Below are 22853 nucleotides of genomic sequence, written 5' to 3' on the forward strand. Positions count from 1 at the left end.
CATCAAAGCGATATATCGTTGGCTTATCGTTCAGACAGAAAGGCGGATGCGACATGAAACGCCATCCAGAGAATCACCACCAGCACGACCATCACTTCCACCCCGCGGGCTTCGACCGGGGCTTCTCCGCGGGCCGCGGTCCGCGTGACCACGGCCACGGCCGATCCGGGGGCCCCGGCTTCGGCGGGTTCGGTCCCGGTTTCGGCCAGGGCTTCGGCCCCGGATTCGGCCCGGGCGGCCCCGGCGGAAGGGGCAGGGCGAACCGCGGCGACGTGCGTTCGGCCATCCTCTCCCTGCTCGCCGAAGCACCCTCGAACGGCTACGGCCTGATCAAGGCCATCGCCGAGAAGACCGCCGGGGTCTGGCGCCCGAGCCCGGGCTCCATCTACCCCACGCTGCAGCAGCTCGTCGACGAGGAGCTCATCGCCTCCACGGGAGACGGCAAGCGCACGGAGTTCGAGCTCACCGAGGCGGGCAGGGCCTACGTGGCCGAGCACGCCGAGGAGCTCGCGAAGGCGTGGGAGGCCACGGCCGGCCAGTCGGCCGCCGACGGCGAGTTCCACGCGAGCGTGGCCAAGCTCATGGGGGTCGTGCAGCAGTTCCGCTTCGCGGCCACCGACGAGCAGCGCGTGAAGGCGACCGAGAAGATCGACGAGGCCCGCAAGGCCCTCTACCTGCTCCTCGCCGACTGACCGCGGCCCGGATCGTGGTGCCCTGAGATAGGGAACCCTACCGATGACCCGAGACCTCCTTAGAGAGGAGTCTCGGGTCATCGACGTTCCAGGAGGACACCATGATGATCAGCGAATTCTCGTTCGGATGGCTGCACGAGGCCGAGGAGGAGCGGTTCGCCCGCGAGCTCGAGCAGCGCCGGGTGATCGCGGAGCGCGCGGCCGAGGACGACGAGCTCCGGCGGGAGACGCGACCCGGGAGCCGGGCCCACGGCTCCGGGCATCCGCTCCGCCGGGCCCGTCGGCGGCTGTCGGCCGCTGATGGCACGATGTAGGGATGCAGGCCACGAGCCCCTCGCTCATCGGGCGCGAGAACGACCTCGAGGCCCTCGTCGACGCCCTGCGCGAGGCGGAGGGCGGGTCGACCCGCGCCGTCGTGGTGAGCGGTGAGGCCGGGATCGGCAAGACCCGGCTGGTGGCGGAGTTCCTGCGGGTCGCCGGATCGGCCCCGCTCGTGCTCCGCGGACAGTGCGTCGACCTCGATCGCGACGCTCCGCCCTACGCTCCCATCGTCACGGCCGTGCGCGGGCTCGTCGCCGAGATCGGCGGCAGCGCGCTGCTCGACGCCGCGGGTCCGGCGCGTGACGCGCTCGCCGTGCTCGTGCCCGAGCTCTCGGACGACGGCGATGCTCCCAGCCGTGGCTCGGGCCAGAGCGCCGAGCGGCTCTTCGACGCCGTCGCGACCGCCCTCGAGACCGTCGCGGGAGCGCGGCCGCTCGTCGTCGTGATCGAGGACCTGCACTGGGCCGACCAGGCCACGCTCGGCCTGCTCAAGTTCCTGCTCCGCGTGCTCGAGCGGGCGCGCATCCTCTTCGTGGTCACCTACCGGAGCGACGAGCTGCGCCGCGGCCACGGGCTGCGCGGCTGGATCCCCGAGCTCGACCGCAACCGCCGGGTGAGTCGGCGCGAGCTCCCGCGCCTCAACCGCCGCCAGGTGCGACAGCTCACCACGGCCCTCCTCGGCCGGCCGCTCGACGCTCCGGGGCTCGACGCCATCTGCACCCGCACCGACGGCGTGCCGTTCTTCATCGAGGAGATCGTGGGGTGCGACGTCGACTCGCTCGACTCGCTTCCCGACAACCTCCGCGACCTGCTGCTCGCGCGCTACGAGACCCTGGGTGAACCGGCGCAGCGCCTCGTGCGGCTGCTCGCCGCCGGCGGGGTGCGGGTGGAGCACGAGCTGCTGGCCTCGGTGCAGATGTCGGTGGCCGCGCTCGCTCCCGCGTCCGGAATCGACGCTGCCGGAGTCGACGACGCCGCGCGCGAGGCCGTGGCGGCCAGGGTGCTCGTGGTCGACGACACGTCGTACTGCTTCCGGCACGCGCTCGTGCGCGAGGCCGTGCACGACGAACTGCTGCCGGGGGAGCGCATGCGCTTCCACGCCGCCTACGCCGAGGCGCTCGAGCAGCGGCAGAACGCGTCGAGCTTCGACGCCTCCGCGGTCTCCTACCACTGGATGGCGGCGCACAACCTGCGAGCCGCCTTCACCTCCTCGATCTCGGCCATGCGCGTCGCCCGCTCCTCGTTCGCCAACATCACCGCCGCCCAGCTCGGCGAGCGGGCGCTCGAGCTCTGGGATCAGGTCGCCGACGCGGCCGAGCTGGCGGAGCAGACCCGCGTGGAGCTCCTCGCCGAGACCGCCTATGCGCTCCGCGACGCGGGTGAGAGCGGCCGCGCGGTGGCGCTCGTCGACGAGGCGCTCGCCCTCGAGACCGAGCCGGCGGCCCGAGCGCGCCTGCTCCGGGGTCGCGCCTCGTTCCTCGCCAACCTCGGCCAGACGGGCTCGATCGAGCTCCTGCGTGAGGCCCTCGACCTGCTCCGGCCCGCCGAGGGGGAGCTCATCACGGCGAGCGTGCTGCGGGCGAACGTCCTCGGGGAGCTCTCGGCCAGGCTCATGCTCGAGGCCTGCTTCGACGAGGCGATCGCCACCGCCGATGCGGCGTTCGCCGAGGCGGAGGCCGTGTCGTCCCGGGCACGCATGTCGGTGGCCGCCAACATCCGCGGCATCTCCCGTGTGCTCTCCGGTTCGATCGACGAGGGGCTCGGCGACCTCGCGCTCGCCGGTCGCCTCGCCGAGGGCAGCGACTCGGCCGTGCTCCGCCACCTCGTCAACGAGTCGGATGCCTTCAACCAGCTCGGCGCGTTCGCCGACGCCGTGCGCATCGCCGAGTCGGGCGTGGAGCACGCGCGCCGCCGCGGCGTCGAGCGCACGTCGGGGGCGGCCCTCGCCTCCAACGTGGTGGCGCCCCTGTTCAGTCTGGGCGAGACCGCCAGGGCCACCGAGCTGCTCGACCGCGCGCTCGACCTCGACCCGCCCATCGGCTACAGCGCCCACCTCCGCCGGCTGAAGCTGCAGTCGACCCTCTGGGCGGGAGATGCTCCCCGCGCGGCCCAGCTCCTGCGCGGCTGGCGCTCCGAGCTCGGCCGCCAGCTGCGCATCGACACCCAGTCGCGCCTGGGCCTCGCCGCCGTGGCCGCCGAGATCGCGCTCGCCACCGGCGACATCGAGGCCGCCTGGCTCGAGTCCCGGGTGCTCCTCGAACCCGGCCACCGTCCCTTCCCGGCCTACGACCTCCCGCTGGCCGCCACGGCGGCCCGCGTGCTCGCCACGGCCCGCGCCGCGGGACTCCCTCGTGCGCTCGTCGAGCCACCACCGGCCGACGCCTCTGGCGCCGATACCGGTGTCGCCGTCACCGCCGCCGCCGCTGACGCCGATCCTGCGGACGATCCGCTCGAGCGCCTCCTGCGGTCGCGGCTCGACGCCTGCACCGGCTGGCCGACGGCCGCCACCTACCTGGCCCTGGTGGAGGCCGAACTCGGCGGACCGGCGGGAACGGGCGACGACCCCGGGCTGTGGGCGGCGGCGGTCCTGGCCGCCGAGGTGCCGACCGCCCCCGCACAGCTCGCGCCCTACGCCCGGCTGCGCCACGCCGAGGCCCTCGCGAGCACCGGCGACCGCGACGGTGCACGCCTCGCCGCGACCGGTGCCCGTGCCGCCGCCGAGCGCATCCGCCTCGACCAGGTGGTGGCCTTCGTCGACGACCTCGAGCGCCGACTCGGCATCGCGCGGCTCTCCGGAGGCCGCGAGGTCTCCACCCCCGACGAGCTCACCGACCGGGAGCGCCAGGTGCTCGACCTCATCGCCCAGGGCCTCAGCAACCGGCAGGTCGCGGAGCGCCTCTTCATCAGCGCCAAGACCGTGAGCGTGCACGTCTCCAACGTGCTCCGCAAGACCGGCACGGCGAGCCGCACCGAAGCGGCCTTCCTCGCCCGCACGCTCCCGCCTTCGAGCGCGGCCGCGACCTCTCGCTGACCGAGTTCACGCGCCATTCATCCGCGCCGCTCGCGTCGGTCCTCCGCGTGGCCCATAATCCAGCCATGGCCGAAACCCGCATGCAGCACCTGCTCGACGGCCTGCGGTTCGGTGCGGGGCACCGCCGGGTCTGGCTGCTGTCGTGCCTCGGCATCATGCTCGACGGCTTCGACTTCTTCGTCATGGGGGTCGCCATCCCGCTCATCGTGGCGGAGTGGTCGACCAGCCCCCTCGAGACCGGCCTCATCAGCTCGGCCGCCATCCTGGGCGCCATCCTCGGTGCGGCGGTCATGGGCCCGCTCTCGGACCGCATCGGCCGCCGGCTCGCCTTCCGCATCGACCTCGCCCTCTTCGTGGTCTTCGCCCTCGCCTCCGCCCTCGCCCCCGGCGTCTGGTGGCTCATCGCCTTCCGCTTCCTGCTGGGGGTCGGCATCGGGGCCGACTACCCGATCAGCGCGAGCTACGTCTCGGAGATCGCTCCCCGCCGCCTCCGCGAGCGCCTGCTCATCGGCGCCTTCAGCTTCCAGGCCGTCGGTCAGCTGCTCGGCGCCCTCGTGGGGCTGCTCGTGCTCACGCTCGATCCCTCGCCCGACGCGTGGCGCTGGATGCTCGCCGCCGGCGTCGTGCCGGCCGTCGTCATCGTCATCCTCCGCCGCGGGGTCCCGGAGAGTCCGCTCTGGCTCGCCTCGACCGCCCGCTACGAGGAGGCGGCCCGCTCGCTCCAGGTCTTCGCCGGGCGCCGGGTCGAGATCGAGGAGGTCCTGCTCGAAGAAGCCCCACCCGCAGACCCTGCCGACAGCACCCGTGTCGACAGCACCCGTGTCGAGGACGCCCGGCGTGCGGACACTCCCGCCGGCATCGCCTCGGCCGCCCTCGCCCGCGGCGAGGCCACCGCACTGCCCATGCCGGCCCCCGTCATCTCGGGCGTCGTGCGACCCGCGGATGCCGCGCGCGACATCCCGAAGCGGTCGCTGTTCTCGAAGCCGCTCCGCCGTGCGACCGTGCTCACGAGCGTGCCCTGGTTCTTCATGGACATCGCCACCTACGGCGTCGGCGTCTTCACGCCCACGATCATCGCGTCGATCGCCATCTCCTCCGCCAACAGCGACAAGGTGGTGAGCGCCGACATCATCTCGACCGAGGGGGCCGCCTTCCTCGACGTCTTCCTGGTGATCGGATTCGTCGCCGCCCTCCTGCTCGTGCGACGCCTCGGCCTCCTCACGATGCAGGTCGGCGGCTTCGTCGTGATGGCGGCGGGACTCGTGGTGCTCGCCTTCAGCCTCCTCCTGCCGCAGGACTCGGCGCTGCAGCTGGGCATCGTGTTCCTCGGCTTCGCCGCCTTCAACCTGTTCATGAACGCGGGCCCGAACTCCACCACCTTCGCCCTGCCCACCGTGGCCTTCGACACGATCTCCCGGGGCGCGGGTGCCGGGTTCGCGGCGGCGGCCGGCAAGGCGGGGGCCGCGATCGGCGTGTTCGCGTTCCCGCTCCTGCAGGCCGCCGTGGGGCTGTTCACCACCCTGCTCGTCATCGCCGTCGGCTGCGTCGTCGCCGCGGTCGTCACCTTCGCGCTCGGGCGCCGCATCCTCAGGACGCACTCCGCGTCGGCTCGCCCCTGAGCACGTGCGCCCCGAGCGCGTCGAGCACCTCACCCGGAGCCTCGATGTGGCCGAAGTGCCCGGCCCGGCCGAGCACTCGCGTGACCGCTCCCGGCACGGTGCGTTCGAGCATCCGGTCGTCGTGCGCGGTCACGAACACGTCGCGGGAACCCCGCACCGAGACCACCCGGCAGCTGATGTCCGCCCACGCCTCAGCCGGCTGGTAGTCGGCCGCCGCACGCGCGGCCGCGGCGAACGCGGCGGGTCGCACCTCGTCGGCGAGAGTCACGAGCACGGCGGAGGAGACCCGTGACGGCTCCGCGAACAGCGGCGCGAAGACCGCGCGCAGCAGGTGCAGCCGCCGGAGCCCGGCGAGCAGGGCCGCGGTGACCCGGCCGGAGGGCGACAGGCGGGCCAGCGTGGCCATCACGGCGCGGAGCGCCACATAGGGAGCCACGAGGTGAAGACCACGAAGCGGATGCCTCGACGCCTCGGCCACGTCGAAGGTGGTGGGGGAGACGAGCCCCACCGCGCGCGTCGCGGCCGGCTCGATGGCCGCGAGGTGGAGTGCGATGACGCCTCCCAGCGAGTGCCCCACCGCACGCCAGCGCGCGTAGCCGAGGGAGCGCAGCACCTCCGCGACGGCCCGCCCGTAGCCGTCGACCGAGAGGTCGTGCGCCGGGAGCGGGCTCTCCCCCCAGCCCGGCAGATCGAGCAGCACGATGTCGCGGGGGAGCACGTGTCGTCGCATCGCCTCCTCGAGGAGCGGGAGCCAGGTCGTCCACGACCCGGCCGCACCGTGCAGGAGCACGAGGGCCTCGGCGTCCTTCCGGGAGTCCGTCGCCGAGCGCCGGAAGCGCACGGCGACGGATCCGAGCCGCGTCGGCACGCGCACGTGCTCGAAGTCGTCCGGATCCATACCGGTGGTTCGGAGCGGCGGGTCGGTCCGGATGGAACCGACTACCCTCGAGAGGAACGAAAACGATCGGAGCCGGGTTGCGACGTGCTGTGGGCATCGCGCGACTCGCGATCGCCGCGATCGGTGCCGTGGCCCTCGTCTTCGACTTCGACTACGTCCTCGGCTTCAGCACGTTCTCCACCGTCAACTACTTCAGCTACTTCACGTTCCAGAGCAACCTCCTGAACGTCGTCGTGCTCGCCGCCTCGGGCGTGCTGCTCCTGCGGGGCCACGTCGTCGGCCGATTCCTCGTGAGCCTGCGCGCGATGACCATCTGTTACGTCGTCGTCTCCGGCATCGTGTTCGGCCTCATCGTGTCGCAGGCCGGCAGCCACAACTACCGCATCGACGTGCCCTGGCCGAGCCAGGTGCTGCACTTCTACCTGCCGCCGCTCGTGGTGGCCGACTGGCTGATCGGCGTGGGCCGGGTGCGACTGCGCTGGCGCACGGTCGCCGTCGTGCTCGCCTTCCCTGTGGTCTGGGGCGTCTTCACCCTCATCCGCGGAGCCGAGGTGGGCTGGTACCCCTACTTCTTCCTCGATCCCGCCCAGGTGAGCGGACCGCTCGAGTTCGCGCTCTACTCGGGCATCGCGCTCGGGCTGTTCTCCGGGCTGATGGCGCTGCTCGTGCTGCTCAGCCGGCGTCGCCCGTGGGCGTCGTCGTGGGGGAGGGCGTCGCGACCAGAGCGGGATCCAGGTACGGCTCGAGGGTCTGCAGAGCCGCCTGCAGGAACTCCTGATCGCTCTGCTTCAGCACCACGGGAACATCGTCCGCAGCCGTCAGACCGATCAGGATCGGCTGTCCGGTAGCCGGCAGCAGGTTGATCCACTCGGCGATCTCGGAGGTCTCGTCGAAGACGGACAGCACGGTCGCCTCGGTCGACCAGAACGGCTCGTCGAACCGCAGCCAGAGCTGCTCGAGCGAGCCCATGCCGAGCTCCTCGATGGCGGCGGCGGTGGGCGCAGGCAGCTCGGGCGAGAACTCGATCGTGCCGGCCTTCAGCACCCCGATCGGCACGGTCACCACCACGCGGTCCATCGAGAGCGACTCGCCCGTGCCCAGGCGCACGCTCGCGCCCGCGTCGTTGTGCGAGATCCGGATGACGGTGCTCGAGAGCAGCACGTCGACATCGTCGAGCGAGGCGGTCACCACGGTGTCGAGGCCGCCCACCACGAGGCCCGTCCCGTCGACGAGCCCCGTGCGGTCGAGTCCGTAGCTCGCCGAGAGCTCGAACGGGCTCGAACCGTAGCGGCTCGCCACCGTGGTCTCGAGGTAGTGCACGAGCTCGTCGGCGGGTGACACGCCCTGGGCGCCCGGCTCGGCGGGCAGCGCGTCGGCGCCCGACGCCGAGAGGGCGGAGGCGAGAGACGTGTCGGTCGGCTGCGCCCTGGCCCAGGCGACCGCCTTCGCCACCGCATCCGGACCCACCGTGCTCGGCGGCACGACGATCCCTGAGGCGGTGCGCGCCTGGCGGGACGCGTCGAGTGAGATCGTGCCCACGTCGTTGATGCGCAGCAGCTCCTCGAGCCCGTCGGCCGAGACGGATGCCGAGCCCAGCTCCACGGGGAACGGCCAGCCGTCGTCGTCCCGGGTGTCGATGCGCCCGCCCACGCGGTCCCGCGCCTCGATGACGACGACCTCGAAGCCCTGCTCCGCCAGGATCCGTGCCGCCGTCGCTCCGGCGAGGCCCGCTCCGACGATGCCGATGCGCTCCTCGGGATCGGCCACCGCCGCCACCCGGGCCGCGACCGACTCGCCGGACGCTGCGGCGCCCACGACGGTGCCCGCGAACTCGGTCGAGGTCGCCTCGCCGGCGAAGAACAGGCGGTTGCCCACGGTCTCCCTGAGCGTCGTGCGCGACGCCGGGGTGGCTCCCACGGGTGTCGTGCTGAAGGAGCCGAGGGCGAACGGGTCGTCGGCCCAGGCGCTCCGGGCGAAGGCCGCGGGGTTCGGCACGGGGCCCGTGGGCAGCTCGGTCGGGGTGATCGAGGGCGAGGGCACCGGGCGCGGGGCATCGGGCGTGCAGGCCGCGAGCGCCGAGAGCGAGAGGGCCGAGACGGCCCCCGCCAGGAAGGTGCGTCGCGCGATTGCCACTGTCTGCGGTGCCGTCTCTCGATCGGGGACGATCGGGGAGGCCGATCACCTCCACGTTAGCGGGCGATCCCCGATTCCGCGTCGGCGCGTCCGCCGATCGCTGGGATGATGGGCAGATGATCGCCGTCGAACTCGCCAGGGCCCTCCGCACAGCGGGCCTGCGCTGGCACCCGCGCTCGGGCGACGCCTTCGTGATCGAGACGCTCGAGCGGGCGGGGGAGTCGGGCGCCGCGGGCGAGGTGTTCACCGTGAGCGAGATGACGGCCGAGGTGCACGAGTTCCCGTCCGGCACCCTGATCGGCTTCAACGGCACGACGGAGTGGGCGCTCGACTCCGTCGACCTCGCCGACACCCTCTGGCTCCCGCGCGAGGATCAGCTGCGCGAGATCCTGCGCGACGGCTTCCGTTCGCTGACCGCGGAACAGCTGCCGGGGGAGCCGGGCGAGGAGTCCTTCACGCTCTACGTCGTGACCGCCCTGATCCGCGGCCGTTCGCGCCGGTTCGAGGCCGAGAGCGCCGTCGACGCCTACGCGGAGGCCGTGCTCGATCTCATCGTGCAGAGCCTCGTGGCTGACGAGGACGACTGATCTCCCGCCCTCCCGGAGGCACGTCGGAATAGGCTGGAGGACATGACGGAAAACGCAGTCCCCACGGTCGGCCTCAACAACGGCACCCAGATCCCCCAGCTCGGCTTCGGCGTGTTCAAGGTCGATCCCGACAAGACCAATCGCATCGTGCGCGACGCCCTCGACGTCGGCTACCGCCACCTCGACACCGCGAAGATCTACCACAACGAGGAGGGCGTGGGACACGCCGTCAAGGAGTCCGGCATCGACCGCGGCGACCTCTTCATCACCACGAAGCTGTGGAACGACGACCAGACCGACGCGCTCACCGCCTTCGACAAGAGCCTCGCGCGGCTCGGCACCGACTACGTCGACCTCTACCTCATCCACTGGCCCACCCCGGAGAAGGACACCTACCTCGACGCCTGGCGCTCGCTCGAGAAGATCCTCGAGTCGGGCCGTGCCAAGGCCATCGGCGTCTCGAACTTCAACATCGACCACCTCGAGCGGCTGATCGCCGAGACCGAGATCGTGCCGGCCGTCAACCAGGTCGAGCTGCACGTCGACTTCCAGCAGGCCGAGCTCCGCTCGTTCGCCGCCGAGAAGGGCATCGCCATCGAGGCGTGGGGCCCGCTCGGTCAGGGCAGGATCAACGACTCGCCCGAGCTCGCGGCCATCGCCGAGGCCCACGGCAAGTCGGTGCCGCAGACGATCATCCGCTGGCACCTCGACGTCGGCAACATCGTCATCCCGAAGAGCAACAACAAGGAGCGCATGGCCGAGAACTTCGACGTGCTCGACTTCTCGCTCTCCGCCGCCGAGATCGCCAGCATCGCGTCGCTCGATCGTGGGGCCGAGGGCCGCAACGGCAGCGACCCGCTCGAAGTCAACTAGCCGACGGGGACGTCGGCGCTCTTCCTTCCGGGAAACCAGGGGACGAGCGCCGACGTCCTCTTCTTGTACTCGGCGTACTCCGGGTACTTCGACGTCGTGATGCTCTCGGTGAAGATCGTGGAGCCGACGAACAGCAGGGTGAGCAGCACGGGGCCCGCCACCGTCCACTGCAGCACCGAGCCCGCCGCGCTCGCGCCCAAGAAGAAGACCACCCACCACTGCGCCTGCTCGAAGAAGAAATTCGGATGCCGGGAGAACCGGAAGAGGCCGGTGTGCAGGAAGCGGGGTCGCGGCTCCCGGCCCGCGGCCGCCTCCCGCCGCTTCCACTCGTGGAACCGCCACTGCTGCTCGTCGGCGATCGTCTCGCCCACGAGGAACAGCAGGAACACGGCGACGAGCACGAGGTCGAGCAGGCTGAACGGCGTGGCCCGGTTCTCGAACATCGTGTACGCGGGCATCGTGATGAGGAAGAGGATCACGCTCTGGTAGATCGTGATGAAGAGCAGGTTGAACACCTGGAACTGCGCCGTCGACATCCGGCCGCGGAGCACCGCCCAACGATAGTCCTCGCCACCGGGCGCGTAGCCGCCCTTCCGGGAGAAGTTGAACGTGAGCCGGGCGCCCCACAGGGTCACCACCGCCGCCAGCAGATCGAGCCTGAGATCGGTGAAGCCCGCCGCTCCCGCGAAGATCCAGACGTACACGATGGGGATGACCGACCAGATCCGGTCGACCCAGGAGTACTCCCGCGTGACGAGCGAGAGCACCCAGACGACGACGCAGCTCGCCGCCAGGACCCAGAGCGACGCGATCAACGGAAGCATGGGGGAAGTGTAGGGCACACCCACGGCCGGGACAGGGAAATCCCGGCTCGGAGCGGCGGCCTGATCGGCTACGCTGGAGGGAGCAAGGAGGGCAGCCGGACGATGAACGAGAACGACGATCACACCACGAGCATCCCCGTCACCCCCTCCGGGGCCGACACCACGATGTCTCTCACGGGCGAGTTCGCCGCCCAGCTGGCCGCCCTCGAAGGCGGTGTCACTACCGAGGAGCTCGAGTCGATCGCAGCCCTCCCCTCGGGATCGGCTCTGCTGATCGTGCGTCGCGGCCCCAACACGGGCGCACGGTTCCTGCTCGACACCACCGTCACCACGGTGGGCCGGCACCCCAACGCCGACATCTTCCTCGACGACGTCACGGTCTCCCGCCGGCACGCCGAGTTCACCCGGCACGGCCACACCTTCTCGGTGCGCGACCGCGGCTCGCTCAACGGCACCTACGTGGCCGGCGTGCGCGTCGACGAGGCACTGCTCGAAGACGGTGCCGAGGTGCAGATCGGCAAGTTCCGCCTCACGTTCTACCCATCGCGCATCGACGTGGTGACCGCAGCGGGAGAGTAGTGGCGGCCGCTTCCCCGGCGCCCGGAGCTGCTCCGGCGCCGCTGCTCGGCATCGGCCAGGTGCTCTCCAAGCTCACCGCCGACTTCCCCGACCTCACGCCCTCCAAGCTGCGCTTCCTCGAGGAGCGCGGGCTCGTGCATCCGGCCCGCACACCCTCGGGCTACCGCAAGTTCTCGCAGAACGACCTCAGCCGGCTCCGCCTCATCCTCACCCTGCAGCGCGACTGCTATCTGCCGCTCGCGGTCATCAAGGAGTACCTCGCCGACGTCGACGCAGGGCTGAACCCGCCGATGCCCGGCGCGGGGGTCGCGAACGGTGCGTCCATCCTGCAGACCGGCCGCCGCCTCAGCCGCGACGACCTCACCCGGGAGGCCGGCGCCACGCCCATGCTCGTGCAGGACGCCTTCTCCGCCGCCGTGCTCTCGCCGGCCGACAGCTACGGCGAGGATTCGCTCGTGGTGCTGAAGGCACTCGTCGAGCTGCAGCGCTCGGGCATCGAGCCGCGGCACCTCCGCGGGTTCCGGCAGGCCGCCGAGCGCGAGCTCGGACTCATCGAGAGCGCGCTCATGCCCGTGGCCAGGCGGCGCGACCCGTCGAGTCGCGCGAAAGTGGCCGAGATGGCGCTCGAGATCGCAGGTCAGCTCGAGATCGTGCGCTCCAGTCTCATCCGCTCCGCCCTCGGCAAGATCGCGCCGTGAGGTAACGATCCGCCCCTGATCGCGACACGCCGGGCATCGAAACGGTGATGTCGTTGCCCCGGACTGTCGACGTCGATAGCGTGGGGTCAGCACTGCGGGAACGGACATCCGTCTCCCGTGCCACCACGATGGAAGGCCCCGATGAACGAGACAGGTCATGACAACCTGGGCCGGGACGACGACTCCCGGTACGACCTCGGTCTCCTGTTCACCGACGGCATGCCCGATCTCGACGGGGCCAACGGCTACCGCGGCGCCGTAGCGGCCCGCGCCGCCGGCATCACCTACCGTCAGCTCGACTACTGGGCGCGCACCGCGCTCGTCGAGCCCACCGTGCGCGGTGCAGCAGGCTCGGGCACGCAGCGGCTCTACGGCTTCCGGGACATCCTGGTGCTCAAGCTCGTCAAGCGACTGCTCGACACCGGCATCTCGCTGCAGCAGATCCGCACCGCCATCAACCAGCTCCGCGAATCCGGCATCAACGACCTCGCGCAGACCACGCTGATGTCCGACGGCGCGAGCGTCTACCTCTGCACCTCCAACGACGAGGTCATCGACCTCGTGAGCCGCGGCCAGGGCGTCTTCGGCATCGCCGTCGGCAAGGTCCTCCGCGAGGTCGAGAACTCCCTCGTCGACCTCGACAGCGTGGTCACCGACCCGGCTGACGAGCTGGCGGCGCGCCGCGCCAATCGCAAGGCTGTCTGAGCTAGCTGCTTCGCAGCCGTGCTTCGCGCGGCTGCTCAGGCGTCGCCGGTCCCTGCCCGGCGCCGCGCGATGTGTTCCGGTGAGGTCGATTCGCGGCCTCGCCGTCACTCTGGGTCGTCGAGTACGGCCTGTTGCGTGGTGACTCGCCGGGCGGTCGCGCCACCAGCAAGCACTACTGAGTGTGCCGTTGCGTGTTGACCTGGTCGGAGGTCACTCAGATGCAGGTGGCGCTCATTCGCCCGTTCTGAAAGTGTTTGGCCATTTTCGACGACCCAGAGTGACGGCGAGGCCGCGAAGCGACCTCACCGGAACATGTCGCGCTACGCCGGGCGGGGACCGGCGTAGCAGCCTGAGTCAGCGCGCAGCACTGGATCAGGCTTTAAGTTCAGCGTATTCGCCGACCCGGCCCGTGCGCATCACGCGCTCCAGGAGCAGGTCGAAGTTGCGGGCCATCTCCTGGGCGCCCTCGCCCGGCCAGACGTGCAGGGGCTTGGCGGCGCCCTGGGCCTGCTGCAGGGAGGTGCGCTCGGGGAGCTGGGGGCTCAGCACGAGCGGGCCGAACATGTCGCGGAGCTCCTTGATGCGGAACTGGTGCTCGAGCGACTGGGAGCGCACGCGGTTCACGATGATGCCGAGCGGCTGAAGACGGGGGGAGAGGCCACGACGGATCTCCTCGATGGCCCGCAGCGCGCGATCGGCGGCCGCCACGGAGAAGAGGCCGGGCTCGGTGACCACGGAGACGCGGTCGGAGGCCGCCCAGGCGGTGCGGGTGAGCGCGTTGAGCGAGGGGGCGCAGTCGATCAGCACGAGGTCGTACTCGTTCTCGACCGTGGCGAGGGCCTCTTCGAGCTTCCAGATGTCGCGGATCGAGGGGTGCGGGCCGTCGAAGTTGAGTGCCGAGGGCGAGCCGATGAGCACGTCGATCTTGCCGCCGCGGTCCTTCGTCCACCCCGAGGGGGCGATCGCCGCGCGCACCACCTTCTCCTTGGGAGAGGCCAGCACGTCGGCCACGTTGAGGTGGCCCGCGACGCGGATGTCCATGCCTGTGGAGACATCGGACTGGGGGTCGAGGTCGACGACGAGAGTGCGCAAGCCCTTGGCGAACGCTGCGGACGCGAGCCCGAGCGTCACAGTGGTCTTGCCCACGCCTCCCTTGAGGGATGAGACGCTGAGTACATGCACAGTCGACAACGTTACCTTCACTAGGCTTAGAGAACCTAACTGTTCGCTGTACGCGTGTGCACCCGAAAGGTCTTCATGTTCACAAAGATTCTGGTGGCGAACCGTGGGGAGATCGCGATCCGGGCGTTCCGGGCCGCGTATGAGCTGGGCGCGAAGACGGTCGCGGTGTTCCCGTATGAGGACCGCAACTCGATGCATCGGCTGAAGGCCGACGAGGCGTATCAGATCGGTGAGATCGGTCATCCGGTGCGCGCCTACCTCGACGTGAGCGAGATCATCCGGGTCGCGAAGGAGTCGGGCGCCGACGCCATCTACCCGGGTTACGGGTTCCTGTCGGAGAACCCGGAGCTGGCGAAAGCGGCCGCCGAGAACGGGATCACGTTCATCGGTCCGGGCGAGCACGTGCTCGAGATGGCGGGGAACAAGGTCACCGCGAAGGAGCATGCGATCGCGGCCGGGGTGCCGGTGCTGGCGTCGTCGCCCGCGACGACCGACCTCGACGTGCTGATCGCGGCGGCGGATGAGATCGGGTTCCCGGTGTTCGCGAAGGCGGTCGCCGGTGGTGGCGGGCGGGGGATGCGCCGGGTCGAGACCCGGGAGGAGCTGCGGGGTGCGCTCGAGGCGGCGATGCGGGAGGCCGATTCGGCGTTCGGTGACGCGACGATGTTCTTGGAGCAGGCGGTGCTCCGGCCGCGTCACATCGAGGTGCAGATCCTGGCCGATGGTGCGGGGGAGACCTTCCATCTGTATGAGCGGGACTGCTCGGTGCAGCGCCGCAACCAGAAGGTCGTCGAGATCGCGCCGGCCCCGAACATCAGCGACGAGCTGCGCGCGGCGTTGCATGCGGATGCCATCAAGTTCGCGAAGTCCATCGGCTACGTGAACGCCGGAACGGTGGAGTTCCTGGTCGACACGGTGGGGGAGCGTGCCGGGAAGCATGTGTTCATCGAGATGAACCCGCGCATCCAGGTCGAGCACACGGTGACCGAAGAGGTCACCGATGTGGATCTGGTGCAGTCACAGATGCTCATCGCGTCCGGCTCGACCTTCGCCGACCTCGGGCTGACCCAGGACGGGATCGTGCTGCACGGTGCGGCGTTGCAGTGCCGGATCACGACGGAGGATCCGACGGCGGGGTTCCGGCCCGACACGGGCAAGATCGCCGCGTACCGGTCACCGGGCGGCGCGGGGGTGCGCCTGGATGGCGGGACGGTCGATGTGGGGGCGCAGATCTCGCCGCACTTCGATTCGATGCTCGCGAAGATGACCTGCCGGGGGCGCGACTTCCCGGCCGCGGTGCGTCGTGCGCGGCGCGCGCTGGCGGAGTTCCGGATCCGGGGTGTGTCGACGAACATCCCGTTTTTGCAGGGCGTGCTCGATGACCCGGACTTCATGGCGGGTGACCTGTCGACGTCGTTCATCGAGGAGCGGCCGCAGCTGCTCGGCGGGCACCAGTCGAAGGACCGCGGGACGAAGATCCTGAACTGGCTCGCCGACGTCACGGTGAACCAGCCCCACGGCGCCCGGGTGGGGTCCGTCGATCCGGTGCAGAAGCTCCCCGCGGTCGACCTGCAGGCGCCCGCTCCGGCGGGGTCGCGGCAGCGGCTGCTCGAGCTCGGGCCCGTGGGCTTCGCCGAGGCCCTGCGCGCGCAGACCTCTCTGGCGGTGACCGAGACCACGATGCGGGATGCGCACCAGTCGCTGCTCGCGACCCGGGTGCGGACCCGTGATCTCGTGGCCGTCGCCCCGTACGTGGCCCGGCTCACGCCCGAACTGCTGAGTGTGGAGGCCTGGGGCGGTGCCACCTACGACGTCGCGCTGAGGTTCCTCGGCGAGGACCCGTGGGAGCGCCTCGCGACGCTGCGGGAGGCGCTGCCGAACGTCGCGATCCAGATGCTGCTCCGTGGCCGCAACACGGTCGGCTACACGCCGTACCCGACCGAGGTCACCGAGGCGTTCGTGCAGGAGGCCGCCGCGACCGGGGTCGACATCTTCCGGATCTTCGACGCCCTCAACGACGTGAACCAGATGCGGCCTGCGATCGACGCGGTGCTCGCCACCGGATCGACGCTCGCCGAGGTCGCGGTCTGCTACACCGGCGACCTCCTCGACCCGGCCGAGGATTTCTACACCCTCGACTACTACCTCGGGCTCGCATCGCAGATCGTCGACGCCGGCGCCCACGTGCTCGCCATCAAGGACATGGCGGGCCTGCTGCGCCCCGCGGCGGCGGCGCGGCTCGTCGAGGCCTTCCGCCGCGAGTTCGCGCTGCCGGTGCACGTGCACACCCACGACACCGCCGGCGGCCAGCTCGCCACGCTCCTCGCCGCGAGTGCGGCCGGGGCGGACGCGGTCGACGTCGCGAGCGCGCCGATGGCCGGCACCACCTCGCAGCCCAGCGCATCCGCTCTCGTCGCCGCCCTGGCCCACACCGAGCGCGACACCGGCCTCTCGCTCGCCGCCGTCAGCGACCTCGAGCCGTACTGGGAGGCCGTGCGCCAGGTCTACCGGCCCTTCGAGTCAGGGCTCCCGGGCCCCACCGGCCGCGTCTACAAGCACGAGATCCCGGGCGGGCAGCTCTCGAACCTCCGCCAGCAGGCCATCGCGCTGGGCCTTGCCGACGACTTCGAGCTGATCGAAGACCTCTACGCCGCGGCGAACCGGATCCTCGGCCGCATCCCCAAGGTCACACCGTCGTCGAAGGTCGTCGGCGATCTCGCCCTGCACCTCGCCGCCGTGAAGGCCGACCCGGCCGACTTCGAGCAGAACCCGGGCAACTACGACATCCCCGACTCCGTGATCGGGTTCATGGCCGGCGAACTCGGCGAGCTCCCCGGCGGGTGGCCCGAACCGTTCCGCTCGAAGGTGCTCGAGGGCCGCACGGTAAACGTGGGTGTGACCCCGCTCGGTGACGACGACCGCACCGGTCTCGCCGGTGACTCGCGCACGCGCCAGGCGACGCTGAACCGGCTGCTGTTCCCGGCGCCGACGTCGGCGTTCGAGCAGCAGCGCGACCTCTTCGGCGACCTCAGCGTGGTCGACACCGTCGACTACCTCTACGGTCTCACCCAGGGCGTCGAGCACGTCGTCGAGATCTCGACCGGCGTGCGCCTGTTCGTGGGGCTCGAGGCCATCGGCGAGGTCGACGAGAAGGGCATGCGCACCGTCATGACCACCCTCAACGGCCAGCTCCGCCCCGTCAACGTGCGCGACCGCTCCGTGAAGGTCGAGACGAAGGCGGCGGAGAAGGCGGATGCGGGGCGGCCGGGCGAGATCGCGGCGCCGTTCTCCGGCGTCGTGACCCTCAAGGTCGCCGAGGGCACCGTCGTGGCCGCGGGCGACGCCGTCGCCACCATCGAGGCCATGAAGATGGAAGCGGCCATCACCACCCCCGTGGCGGGCACCGTCTCCCGCCTCGCCATCCCGACCACCCAGCAGGTGGAGGCCGGCGACCTCCTGGTCGTCGTCACTCCCGGCGCCTGAGCGCGCACCCGAGAACGAAGGCAGCACCAGAGTGACCGTACGTGAGATCCGCATCTTCGGCGATCCCGTCCTGAAGACCGTCTCCGACCCGGTCGTCGACATCGACGACCGGGTGCGGGGCCTCATCGAAGACCTCCTCGACAGCGTGAAGGTGCCCGGCCGTGCCGGTGTCGCCGCGTCGCAGATCGGCGTGAACCTCCGCGCCTTCAGCTACAACGTCGACGGCGAGGTGGGGTACATCATCAACCCCGTGCTCGTGGAGGTCTCGGGCGAGCCCGAGCTCGTCGACGAGGGCTGCCTCTCGGTCCCGGACCTCTGGTTCAAGACCAGCCGCCACCCCTTCGCCCGTGCGACCGGCATCGACCTCGACGGCAACCCCGTCGAGGTCGCCGGTACCGGCGTCCTCGCCCAGGCGCTCCAGCACGAGACCGACCACCTCGACGGCCTGCTCTACCTCGACCGCCTCGACAAGCCCACCCGCCGCGAGGCCATGCGCCAGGTCCGAGAGTCCCCCTGGTTCTGAGTACCCACTGCTCATAACGCCCGAGCCGGATCCGCCGCGAAGGTGAGAGGTCACCCCTCACATTCGAGAAAGCGACCCGGTCCAGGCACCTCCGACCTCTCCATCACGGCGCCATCGCGGCCGCCCTCCTGGCCGTGGCAGTTCTTGCGCCCGCTCTGAGCGCATCGGCGGTGCCGATGCTCGATGAGCGACGGAGTACCCCTACCGTCTCGCGCATCGAAGGGCTCGACCGCTACGACCAGGCCGTCAAGGTGTCGGAGGCCTCATTCGCGAGCTCTGACATCGTCTACGTCGCCAGCGGCGAGAAGTACCCTGATGCTTTGAGCGCGGCATCTGTCGCGGGCTTGAGGAAGGCGCCGTTGCTGCTCTCCCGGTCGACGACGATCACCACGAGCACGTCGGCGGAGCTGCTGCGGCTCAACCCCAAGCACGTCGTGATCGTCGGAGGCACCGCGTCGGTGGCGGAGATCGTGGTGGATGCGCTCAAGGCGATCGTGCCCGACGGCGTTACATTCACGCGAATCGGAGGCGCCGACCGCTACGCGGTTTCGCGTGCTCTGATTGCAGACAAGCAGTTCGGTAGCCCCAAGACCCAGACGGCATACATCGCAACCGGCACCGACTTCCCAGACGCCCTGTCCGCGTCCTCCGCCGCCATCCAGGTCAAGGGCCCAGTCCTGCTCGTGCGTGGTTCGCAGGCCTCACTCACCGCCGACGAGTCGGTGCTGCTCGTGGCTCTCGGTGTCAAAGCGCTGCGCATCGCTGGTGGGCCTATGTCTGTCTCTGCGGAACTCGAGGCGCTACTCGCGAAGTCGTATTCCGTGACCCGAGCCAGCGGTGTGGATCGCTACGAGGCTGCGGTCTCGATCAACAAGGAAGGGTTTCCGGGCACTGCGGAATCCGTCCATCTGGCGAGCGGGACCGCCTTCGCAGATGCGCTGAGCGCTGGGCCAGTGGCCGGGAGGGACGGCAGCCCGATCTACCTCGTGAAGAACGGGTGCGTGCCGAACTCGGTGCTGCAGGAGATCGTGCGGCTGGCGCCGGCGAAGATCATCGTGCTCGGCGGGACGGCGACGCTCAGCGCCGAGGTAGAGGCACTGAAGTCCTGCTGACCCGCAACGCAGAAGCGCCCCCCACCGTGAGGTGAGGGGCGCTTCTGCATGGAAGAGGGTCAGTGCACCAGGGACTGGCCCTCCGTGGCCGGGGCCGCGTTGTAGATGTTCTCGATGATGGGGGCGTAGTCCTTGAGGATGACGTTGCGCTTGATCGTGAGCTTCGGCGTGAGGTGACCGGAGGCCTCCGTGAAGTCGTCGGTGATCACGACGAACTTGCGGATGGACTCCGCTCGGGAGACGAGGGCGTTCGCCTCGTCGACCGCGCGCTGCACCTCGGCCAGCACCGCCGGGTTCTCGGCGGCCTCGGCGACCGTCATCGTGGCATCCTGACCGTTGTTGTTCAGCCACACCGGGAGCATCTCGCTGTCGAGCGTGATGAGGGCCGAGATGAATGGCCGCTGGTCACCGACCACGACGACCTGACCGACCACCGGGTTCGAGCGGATCGGGTCCTCGAGCGCAGCCGGAGCCACGTTCTTGCCACCCGCCGTGACGATGATCTCCTTCTTGCGACCCGTGATGGTGAGGAAGCCGTCGTCGTCGAGAGCGCCGATGTCGCCCGTCTTGAACCACTCGCCGTCCATCACCTCGGCCGTGGCCTCGTCGTTCTGCCAGTAGCCGCCGAAGACGTTGATGCCCTTGACGTGGATCTCGCCGTCCTCGGCGATCTTGAGGCCCACACCGGGGAGCGCGGGGCCCACGGTGCCGATCTTGAACTTGTCGGTGAGGTTGACGGTGGCCGGCGCCGTGGTCTCGGTGAGGCCGTAGCCCTCGAGGATCGTGACGCCGAGGCTGCGGTAGAAGTGCCCCAGCCGGTGGCCGAGCGGCGCCGATCCGGAGACCGCGTGCACCACGCGCCCGCCGAGGGCCGCACGGAGCTTCGAGTAGACCAGCCGGTCGAACAGCTTGAACTTGAGCTTGAGCCCGAGCGGCACGTGCCCGGCGTCGAGCGCCTCCGAGTGCTCCACGGCCACGTGCGCGGCCGAGCGGAAGATCTTGCCCTTGCCCCCGCCCTCGGCCTTCTGCTCCGAGGAGTTGTAGACCTTCTCGAACACGCGCGGCACCGCGAGCAGGAACGTCGGCTTGAACGAGCCGAGCGCCGGCAGCAGCTGCTTGGTGTCGGCCTGGTGCCCCACCTTGACCCCGCTGTGCACGGAGAGGATCGAGATGAAGCGCGCGAACACGTGCGCGGTCGTGATGAACAGCAGGGTGGAGGCGCCCGGCGCCACGACGTCTTTCATGGCCACCGCGGCGTTGCGGCTGAGCTCCACGAAGTTCGAATGGGTGAGGATGCAGCCCTTCGGCCGGCCGGTCGTGCCCGACGTGTAGATCAGGGTCGCGAGGTCGCTGCCCACCGCCAGGTTGCGGCGGCGCTCGACCTCGTCGTCGGACACCGCCCCACCCGAGGAGGCGAGCTTGTCGAGGTCGCCGAGGTCGACCTGCCAGACCCGCGTGACGTTCGGCAGGTCGGGGTGGATCTCGTCGAACTTCGAGAAGTGGTCGGCCGTCTCGACAATGATCGCCGTGGCGCCCGAGTCGGAGAGGTTCCACTGCACCTGGGCGGGCGACGAGGTCTCGTAGATCGGCACGAGCACGGCACCGGCGAACCAGGTGGCGAAGTCGATCAGGGTCCACTCGTAGCGCGTCTTGCACATCAGCCCGATCTTGTCGCCGGGCTCGATGCCCGCGGCGATCAGGCCCTTGGCGACGGCGCGCACCTGGGTGAGGAACTCGGCGGCGGTGATGTCGCGCCAGCCGGCGCCCTCGGGCACCGCGAAGAGCGCGTCGTCCGGGGTGAGCCGGACCCGCTCGATCAAGAGGTCGGTCGCGTTCGCCTGAGGGTCGGCGGTGACGACGGGGGGAACGAAATACTGGTCCACGGCAGCTCCTTCGGTACCGGTCGAGTTCACTTCATCTACACTCTACTTGGTGCGCCCGGGGCTTCTCCTGGCGCCGTCCCATCACGGTGAGAGGAATCGCGGCATGCGCGCCATCGGAATCGACATCGGTGGCACCAAGATCGCCGGCGCCGTGGTGGATGAGCTCGGCACGATCGTGGCCCACGACCGCCGCCCCACGAGCGCGACCGACACCCAGCTCATCGAGGACACCGTGGTCGAGATGGTGCAGCACCTCACCGCCGGCGAGCTCGCCAAGGGCGAGCAGATCGCCGCCGTGGGCGTGGCGGCCGCGGGCTTCATCGACGCCTCGCAGTCGACCGTCTACTACGCGCCCAACATCAGCTGGCGCAACGAGCCCTTCCGCGAGAAGCTCGAGCGCCGCCTCGAGGTGCCCATCATCGTGGAGAACGACGCCAACGCGGCCGGCTGGGCCGAGTTCCGCTTCGGCGCCGGTCGCCTGGTGAGCGACATGGTCATCCTCACCATCGGCACGGGCGTCGGCGGTGCCATCGTGAGCGGCGACCGGCTCTTCCGCGGCGGCTTCGGCGCGGGCGCCGAGCTCGGGCACCTCCGCATGGTGCCTGGCGGCCTGCCCTGCGGCTGCGGCGCGCACGGCTGCATCGAGCAGTACGGATCGGGCCGCGCCCTCCTCCGCATCGCCGGCGAGCTGGCGGATGCCGGGGGCATCGGCCGTGAGCTGGCCGCCCTGCGGACTCGCGACGGCGGACTCACGGGCCTGCACGTCGCCGAACTGGTCCAGTCGGGCGATCCGGGAGCCCTGTCGGCCGTCCGCACCCTCGGCGGCTGGCTCGGCCAGGCCTGTGCGAGCCTCGCGGCCGTGCTCGACCCGCAGCTCTTCGTGATCGGCGGGGGAGTGGCGCAGTCGGGTGACGTGCTGCTCGACCCGATCCGCGCCGCCTTCCTCGAGCACCTGCCGGCCCGCGGCTACCATCCCGAACCCGAGTTCGCGATCGCCGAGCTCGTCAACGACGCGGGGGTCGTCGGTGCCGCCGACCTCGCCCGCCACTACGCCGGGGCGGTCTGATGTTCTACTTCCTCGCCAAGTACCTGCTCATCGCCCCCGTGCTGAAGACCCTGTTCCGGCCGTGGGTGATCGGCCTCGAGAACATCCCGGCCAAGGGCGGCGCCATCCTCGCCTCCAACCACCTCTCGTTCAGCGACTCCGTCTTCCTCCCCGTCGTGGTCGACCGGCAGGTCTCGTTCCTCGCCAAGAGCGAGTACTTCACCGGCAAGGGCATCAAGGGCTTCTTCGTCAAGCTGTTCTTCACCGCCTCGGGCCAGCTCCCGATCGACCGCGCGGGCGGCAAGGCCTCCGAGGCGTCGCTCAACACGGGTCTCCGGGTGCTCGCTCGCGGAGACCTGCTCGGCATCTACCCCGAGGGCACCCGCAGCCCCGACGCCAAGCTCTACCGGGGCCGCACGGGTGTGGCGCGGATGGTGCTCGAGGCGCACGTGCCGATCATCCCCGTGGCCATGATCGACACCGAGAAGGTCATGCCGATCGGCTCCAAGATCCCGAAGATCCGGCGGATTGGCATCGTCATCGGCGAGCCACTAGATTTCTCTAGGTTCGAAGGACTGGAATCAGACAGGTTCATCCTCCGCTCCGTGACCGACGAGATCATGTACGAGCTCCACCGCCTCGGCGGCCAGGAATACGCCGACGTG

General features: G+C 70.3%; 19 protein-coding genes and 1 pseudogene. 15 read left to right on the plus strand and 5 right to left on the minus strand.

Translation table 11 applies throughout. From position 1 onward, the window contains the following. The first annotated feature begins 53 nt into the window (after nt 1–53). The 4 genes from Q0D57_RS08510 to Q0D57_RS08525 all read left to right on the plus strand — a co-directional run bounded on the left by Q0D57_RS08510 (nt 54) and on the right by Q0D57_RS08525 (nt 5663). Nucleotides 54–692 (plus strand): PadR family transcriptional regulator, encoded by a 639-nt coding sequence (locus Q0D57_RS08510; protein ID WP_291041380.1) that lies wholly within the window; start codon nt 54–56, stop codon nt 690–692. A 101-nt stretch (nt 693–793) separates the two neighbouring features. Further along, nucleotides 794–1006, plus strand: coding sequence for a hypothetical protein (locus Q0D57_RS08515; protein WP_291041383.1), 213 nt, complete (start codon nt 794–796; stop codon nt 1004–1006). 2 nt (nt 1007–1008) lie between these two features. Further along, entirely contained in the window at nt 1009–4044 is a 3036-nt protein-coding gene (locus tag Q0D57_RS08520; RefSeq protein ID WP_291041388.1) for a LuxR family transcriptional regulator, read from the plus strand. 65 nt (nt 4045–4109) lie between these two features. Continuing rightward, a complete protein-coding gene (locus Q0D57_RS08525; RefSeq protein WP_291041391.1) occupies nt 4110–5663 on the plus strand; it encodes an MFS transporter in 1554 nt (517 codons plus the stop codon). Here Q0D57_RS08525 and Q0D57_RS08530 read toward each other — a convergent pair. Then, nucleotides 5632–6561, minus strand: coding sequence for an alpha/beta hydrolase (locus Q0D57_RS08530; protein ID WP_291041394.1), 930 nt, complete (start codon nt 6559–6561; stop codon nt 5632–5634). The genes Q0D57_RS08525 and Q0D57_RS08530 overlap by 32 nt on opposite strands. A 233-nt stretch (nt 6562–6794) precedes the next feature. Between Q0D57_RS08530 and Q0D57_RS08535 the strand changes: the two are divergent. After that, a pseudogene (locus Q0D57_RS08535) lies at nt 6795–7181 on the plus strand (Pr6Pr family membrane protein); the annotation flags it as partial. 52 nt (nt 7182–7233) lie between these two features. Here the strand turns inward: Q0D57_RS08535 and Q0D57_RS08540 are convergent. Next, on the minus strand, nt 7234–8694 hold the full coding sequence (locus Q0D57_RS08540) for an FAD-dependent oxidoreductase (protein WP_291041397.1): 1461 nt from the start codon (nt 8692–8694) through the stop codon (nt 7234–7236). A 116-nt stretch (nt 8695–8810) separates the two neighbouring features. On the opposite strand from Q0D57_RS08540, the gene Q0D57_RS08545 reads away from it, so the two are divergent. Then, nucleotides 8811–9281, plus strand: coding sequence for a pilus assembly protein CpaE (locus tag Q0D57_RS08545; protein ID WP_291041400.1), 471 nt, complete (start codon nt 8811–8813; stop codon nt 9279–9281). Between the two features lie 42 nt (nt 9282–9323). Further along, nucleotides 9324–10154 carry an aldo/keto reductase gene (locus Q0D57_RS08550; protein ID WP_291041403.1) on the plus strand — a complete coding sequence of 277 codons (831 nt, stop codon included), beginning with the start codon at nt 9324–9326 and terminating at the stop codon, nt 10152–10154. Here Q0D57_RS08550 and Q0D57_RS08555 read toward each other — a convergent pair. Further along, on the minus strand, nt 10151–10978 hold the full coding sequence (locus Q0D57_RS08555; RefSeq protein ID WP_291041406.1) for a DUF1295 domain-containing protein: 828 nt from the start codon (nt 10976–10978) through the stop codon (nt 10151–10153). The two genes, Q0D57_RS08550 and Q0D57_RS08555, sit on opposite strands and share 4 nt — an antisense overlap. Nucleotides 10979–11143: 165 nt before the next feature. Here Q0D57_RS08555 and Q0D57_RS08560 point away from each other — a divergent pair, with 165 nt between their 5' ends. The 3 genes from Q0D57_RS08560 to Q0D57_RS08570 all read left to right on the plus strand — a co-directional run bounded on the left by Q0D57_RS08560 (nt 11144) and on the right by Q0D57_RS08570 (nt 12960). Beyond that, entirely contained in the window at nt 11144–11557 is a 414-nt protein-coding gene (locus Q0D57_RS08560; protein ID WP_291041438.1) for an FHA domain-containing protein, read from the plus strand. Further along, nucleotides 11557–12255, plus strand: coding sequence for a MerR family transcriptional regulator (locus tag Q0D57_RS08565; RefSeq protein WP_291041409.1), 699 nt, complete (start codon nt 11557–11559; stop codon nt 12253–12255). Before Q0D57_RS08560 ends, Q0D57_RS08565 begins: the two co-directional genes overlap by 1 nt. A 141-nt stretch (nt 12256–12396) precedes the next feature. After that, the gene (locus Q0D57_RS08570; protein ID WP_291041412.1) at nt 12397–12960 is read left to right on the plus strand and encodes a MerR family transcriptional regulator; all 564 of its coding nucleotides are present in this window, start codon (nt 12397–12399) and stop codon (nt 12958–12960) included. 372 nt (nt 12961–13332) lie between these two features. Here Q0D57_RS08570 and Q0D57_RS08575 read toward each other — a convergent pair whose 3' ends face one another. Continuing rightward, nucleotides 13333–14142: a ParA family protein gene (locus tag Q0D57_RS08575; protein ID WP_259528174.1), complete on the minus strand. Its 810-nt coding sequence runs from the start codon at nt 14140–14142 to the stop codon at nt 13333–13335. 75 nt (nt 14143–14217) lie between these two features. Here Q0D57_RS08575 and Q0D57_RS08580 point away from each other — a divergent pair, with 75 nt between their 5' ends. The 3 genes from Q0D57_RS08580 to Q0D57_RS08590 all read left to right on the plus strand — a co-directional run bounded on the left by Q0D57_RS08580 (nt 14218) and on the right by Q0D57_RS08590 (nt 19260). Further along, complete coding sequence (locus Q0D57_RS08580; protein WP_291041418.1) at nt 14218–17625, plus strand: pyruvate carboxylase; 3408 nt, start codon at nt 14218–14220, stop codon at nt 17623–17625. Between the two features lie 31 nt (nt 17626–17656). Then, nucleotides 17657–18148 carry a peptide deformylase gene (locus tag Q0D57_RS08585; RefSeq protein WP_291041421.1) on the plus strand — a complete coding sequence of 164 codons (492 nt, stop codon included), beginning with the start codon at nt 17657–17659 and terminating at the stop codon, nt 18146–18148. 134 nt (nt 18149–18282) lie between these two features. Next, complete coding sequence (locus tag Q0D57_RS08590; RefSeq protein WP_291041424.1) at nt 18283–19260, plus strand: cell wall-binding repeat-containing protein; 978 nt, start codon at nt 18283–18285, stop codon at nt 19258–19260. Between the two features lie 59 nt (nt 19261–19319). Here Q0D57_RS08590 and Q0D57_RS08595 read toward each other — a convergent pair whose 3' ends face one another. Beyond that, complete coding sequence (locus tag Q0D57_RS08595) at nt 19320–21143, minus strand: AMP-dependent synthetase/ligase (protein WP_291041427.1); 1824 nt, start codon at nt 21141–21143, stop codon at nt 19320–19322. 103 nt (nt 21144–21246) lie between these two features. Here Q0D57_RS08595 and Q0D57_RS08600 point away from each other — a divergent pair, with 103 nt between their 5' ends. Both Q0D57_RS08600 and Q0D57_RS08605 read left to right on the plus strand, forming a co-directional pair. Further along, nucleotides 21247–22209, plus strand: coding sequence for an ROK family glucokinase (locus Q0D57_RS08600; RefSeq protein WP_291041431.1), 963 nt, complete (start codon nt 21247–21249; stop codon nt 22207–22209). Next, nucleotides 22209–22853, plus strand: a 645-nt coding sequence (locus tag Q0D57_RS08605; RefSeq protein WP_291041435.1) for a lysophospholipid acyltransferase family protein, incomplete at its 3' end; no start/stop codon positions are given. The genes Q0D57_RS08600 and Q0D57_RS08605, both read left to right, overlap by 1 nt.

It is taken from the genome of Herbiconiux sp., assembly GCF_023264895.1.
Classification (GTDB): Bacteria; Actinomycetota; Actinomycetes; order Actinomycetales; family Microbacteriaceae; genus Herbiconiux.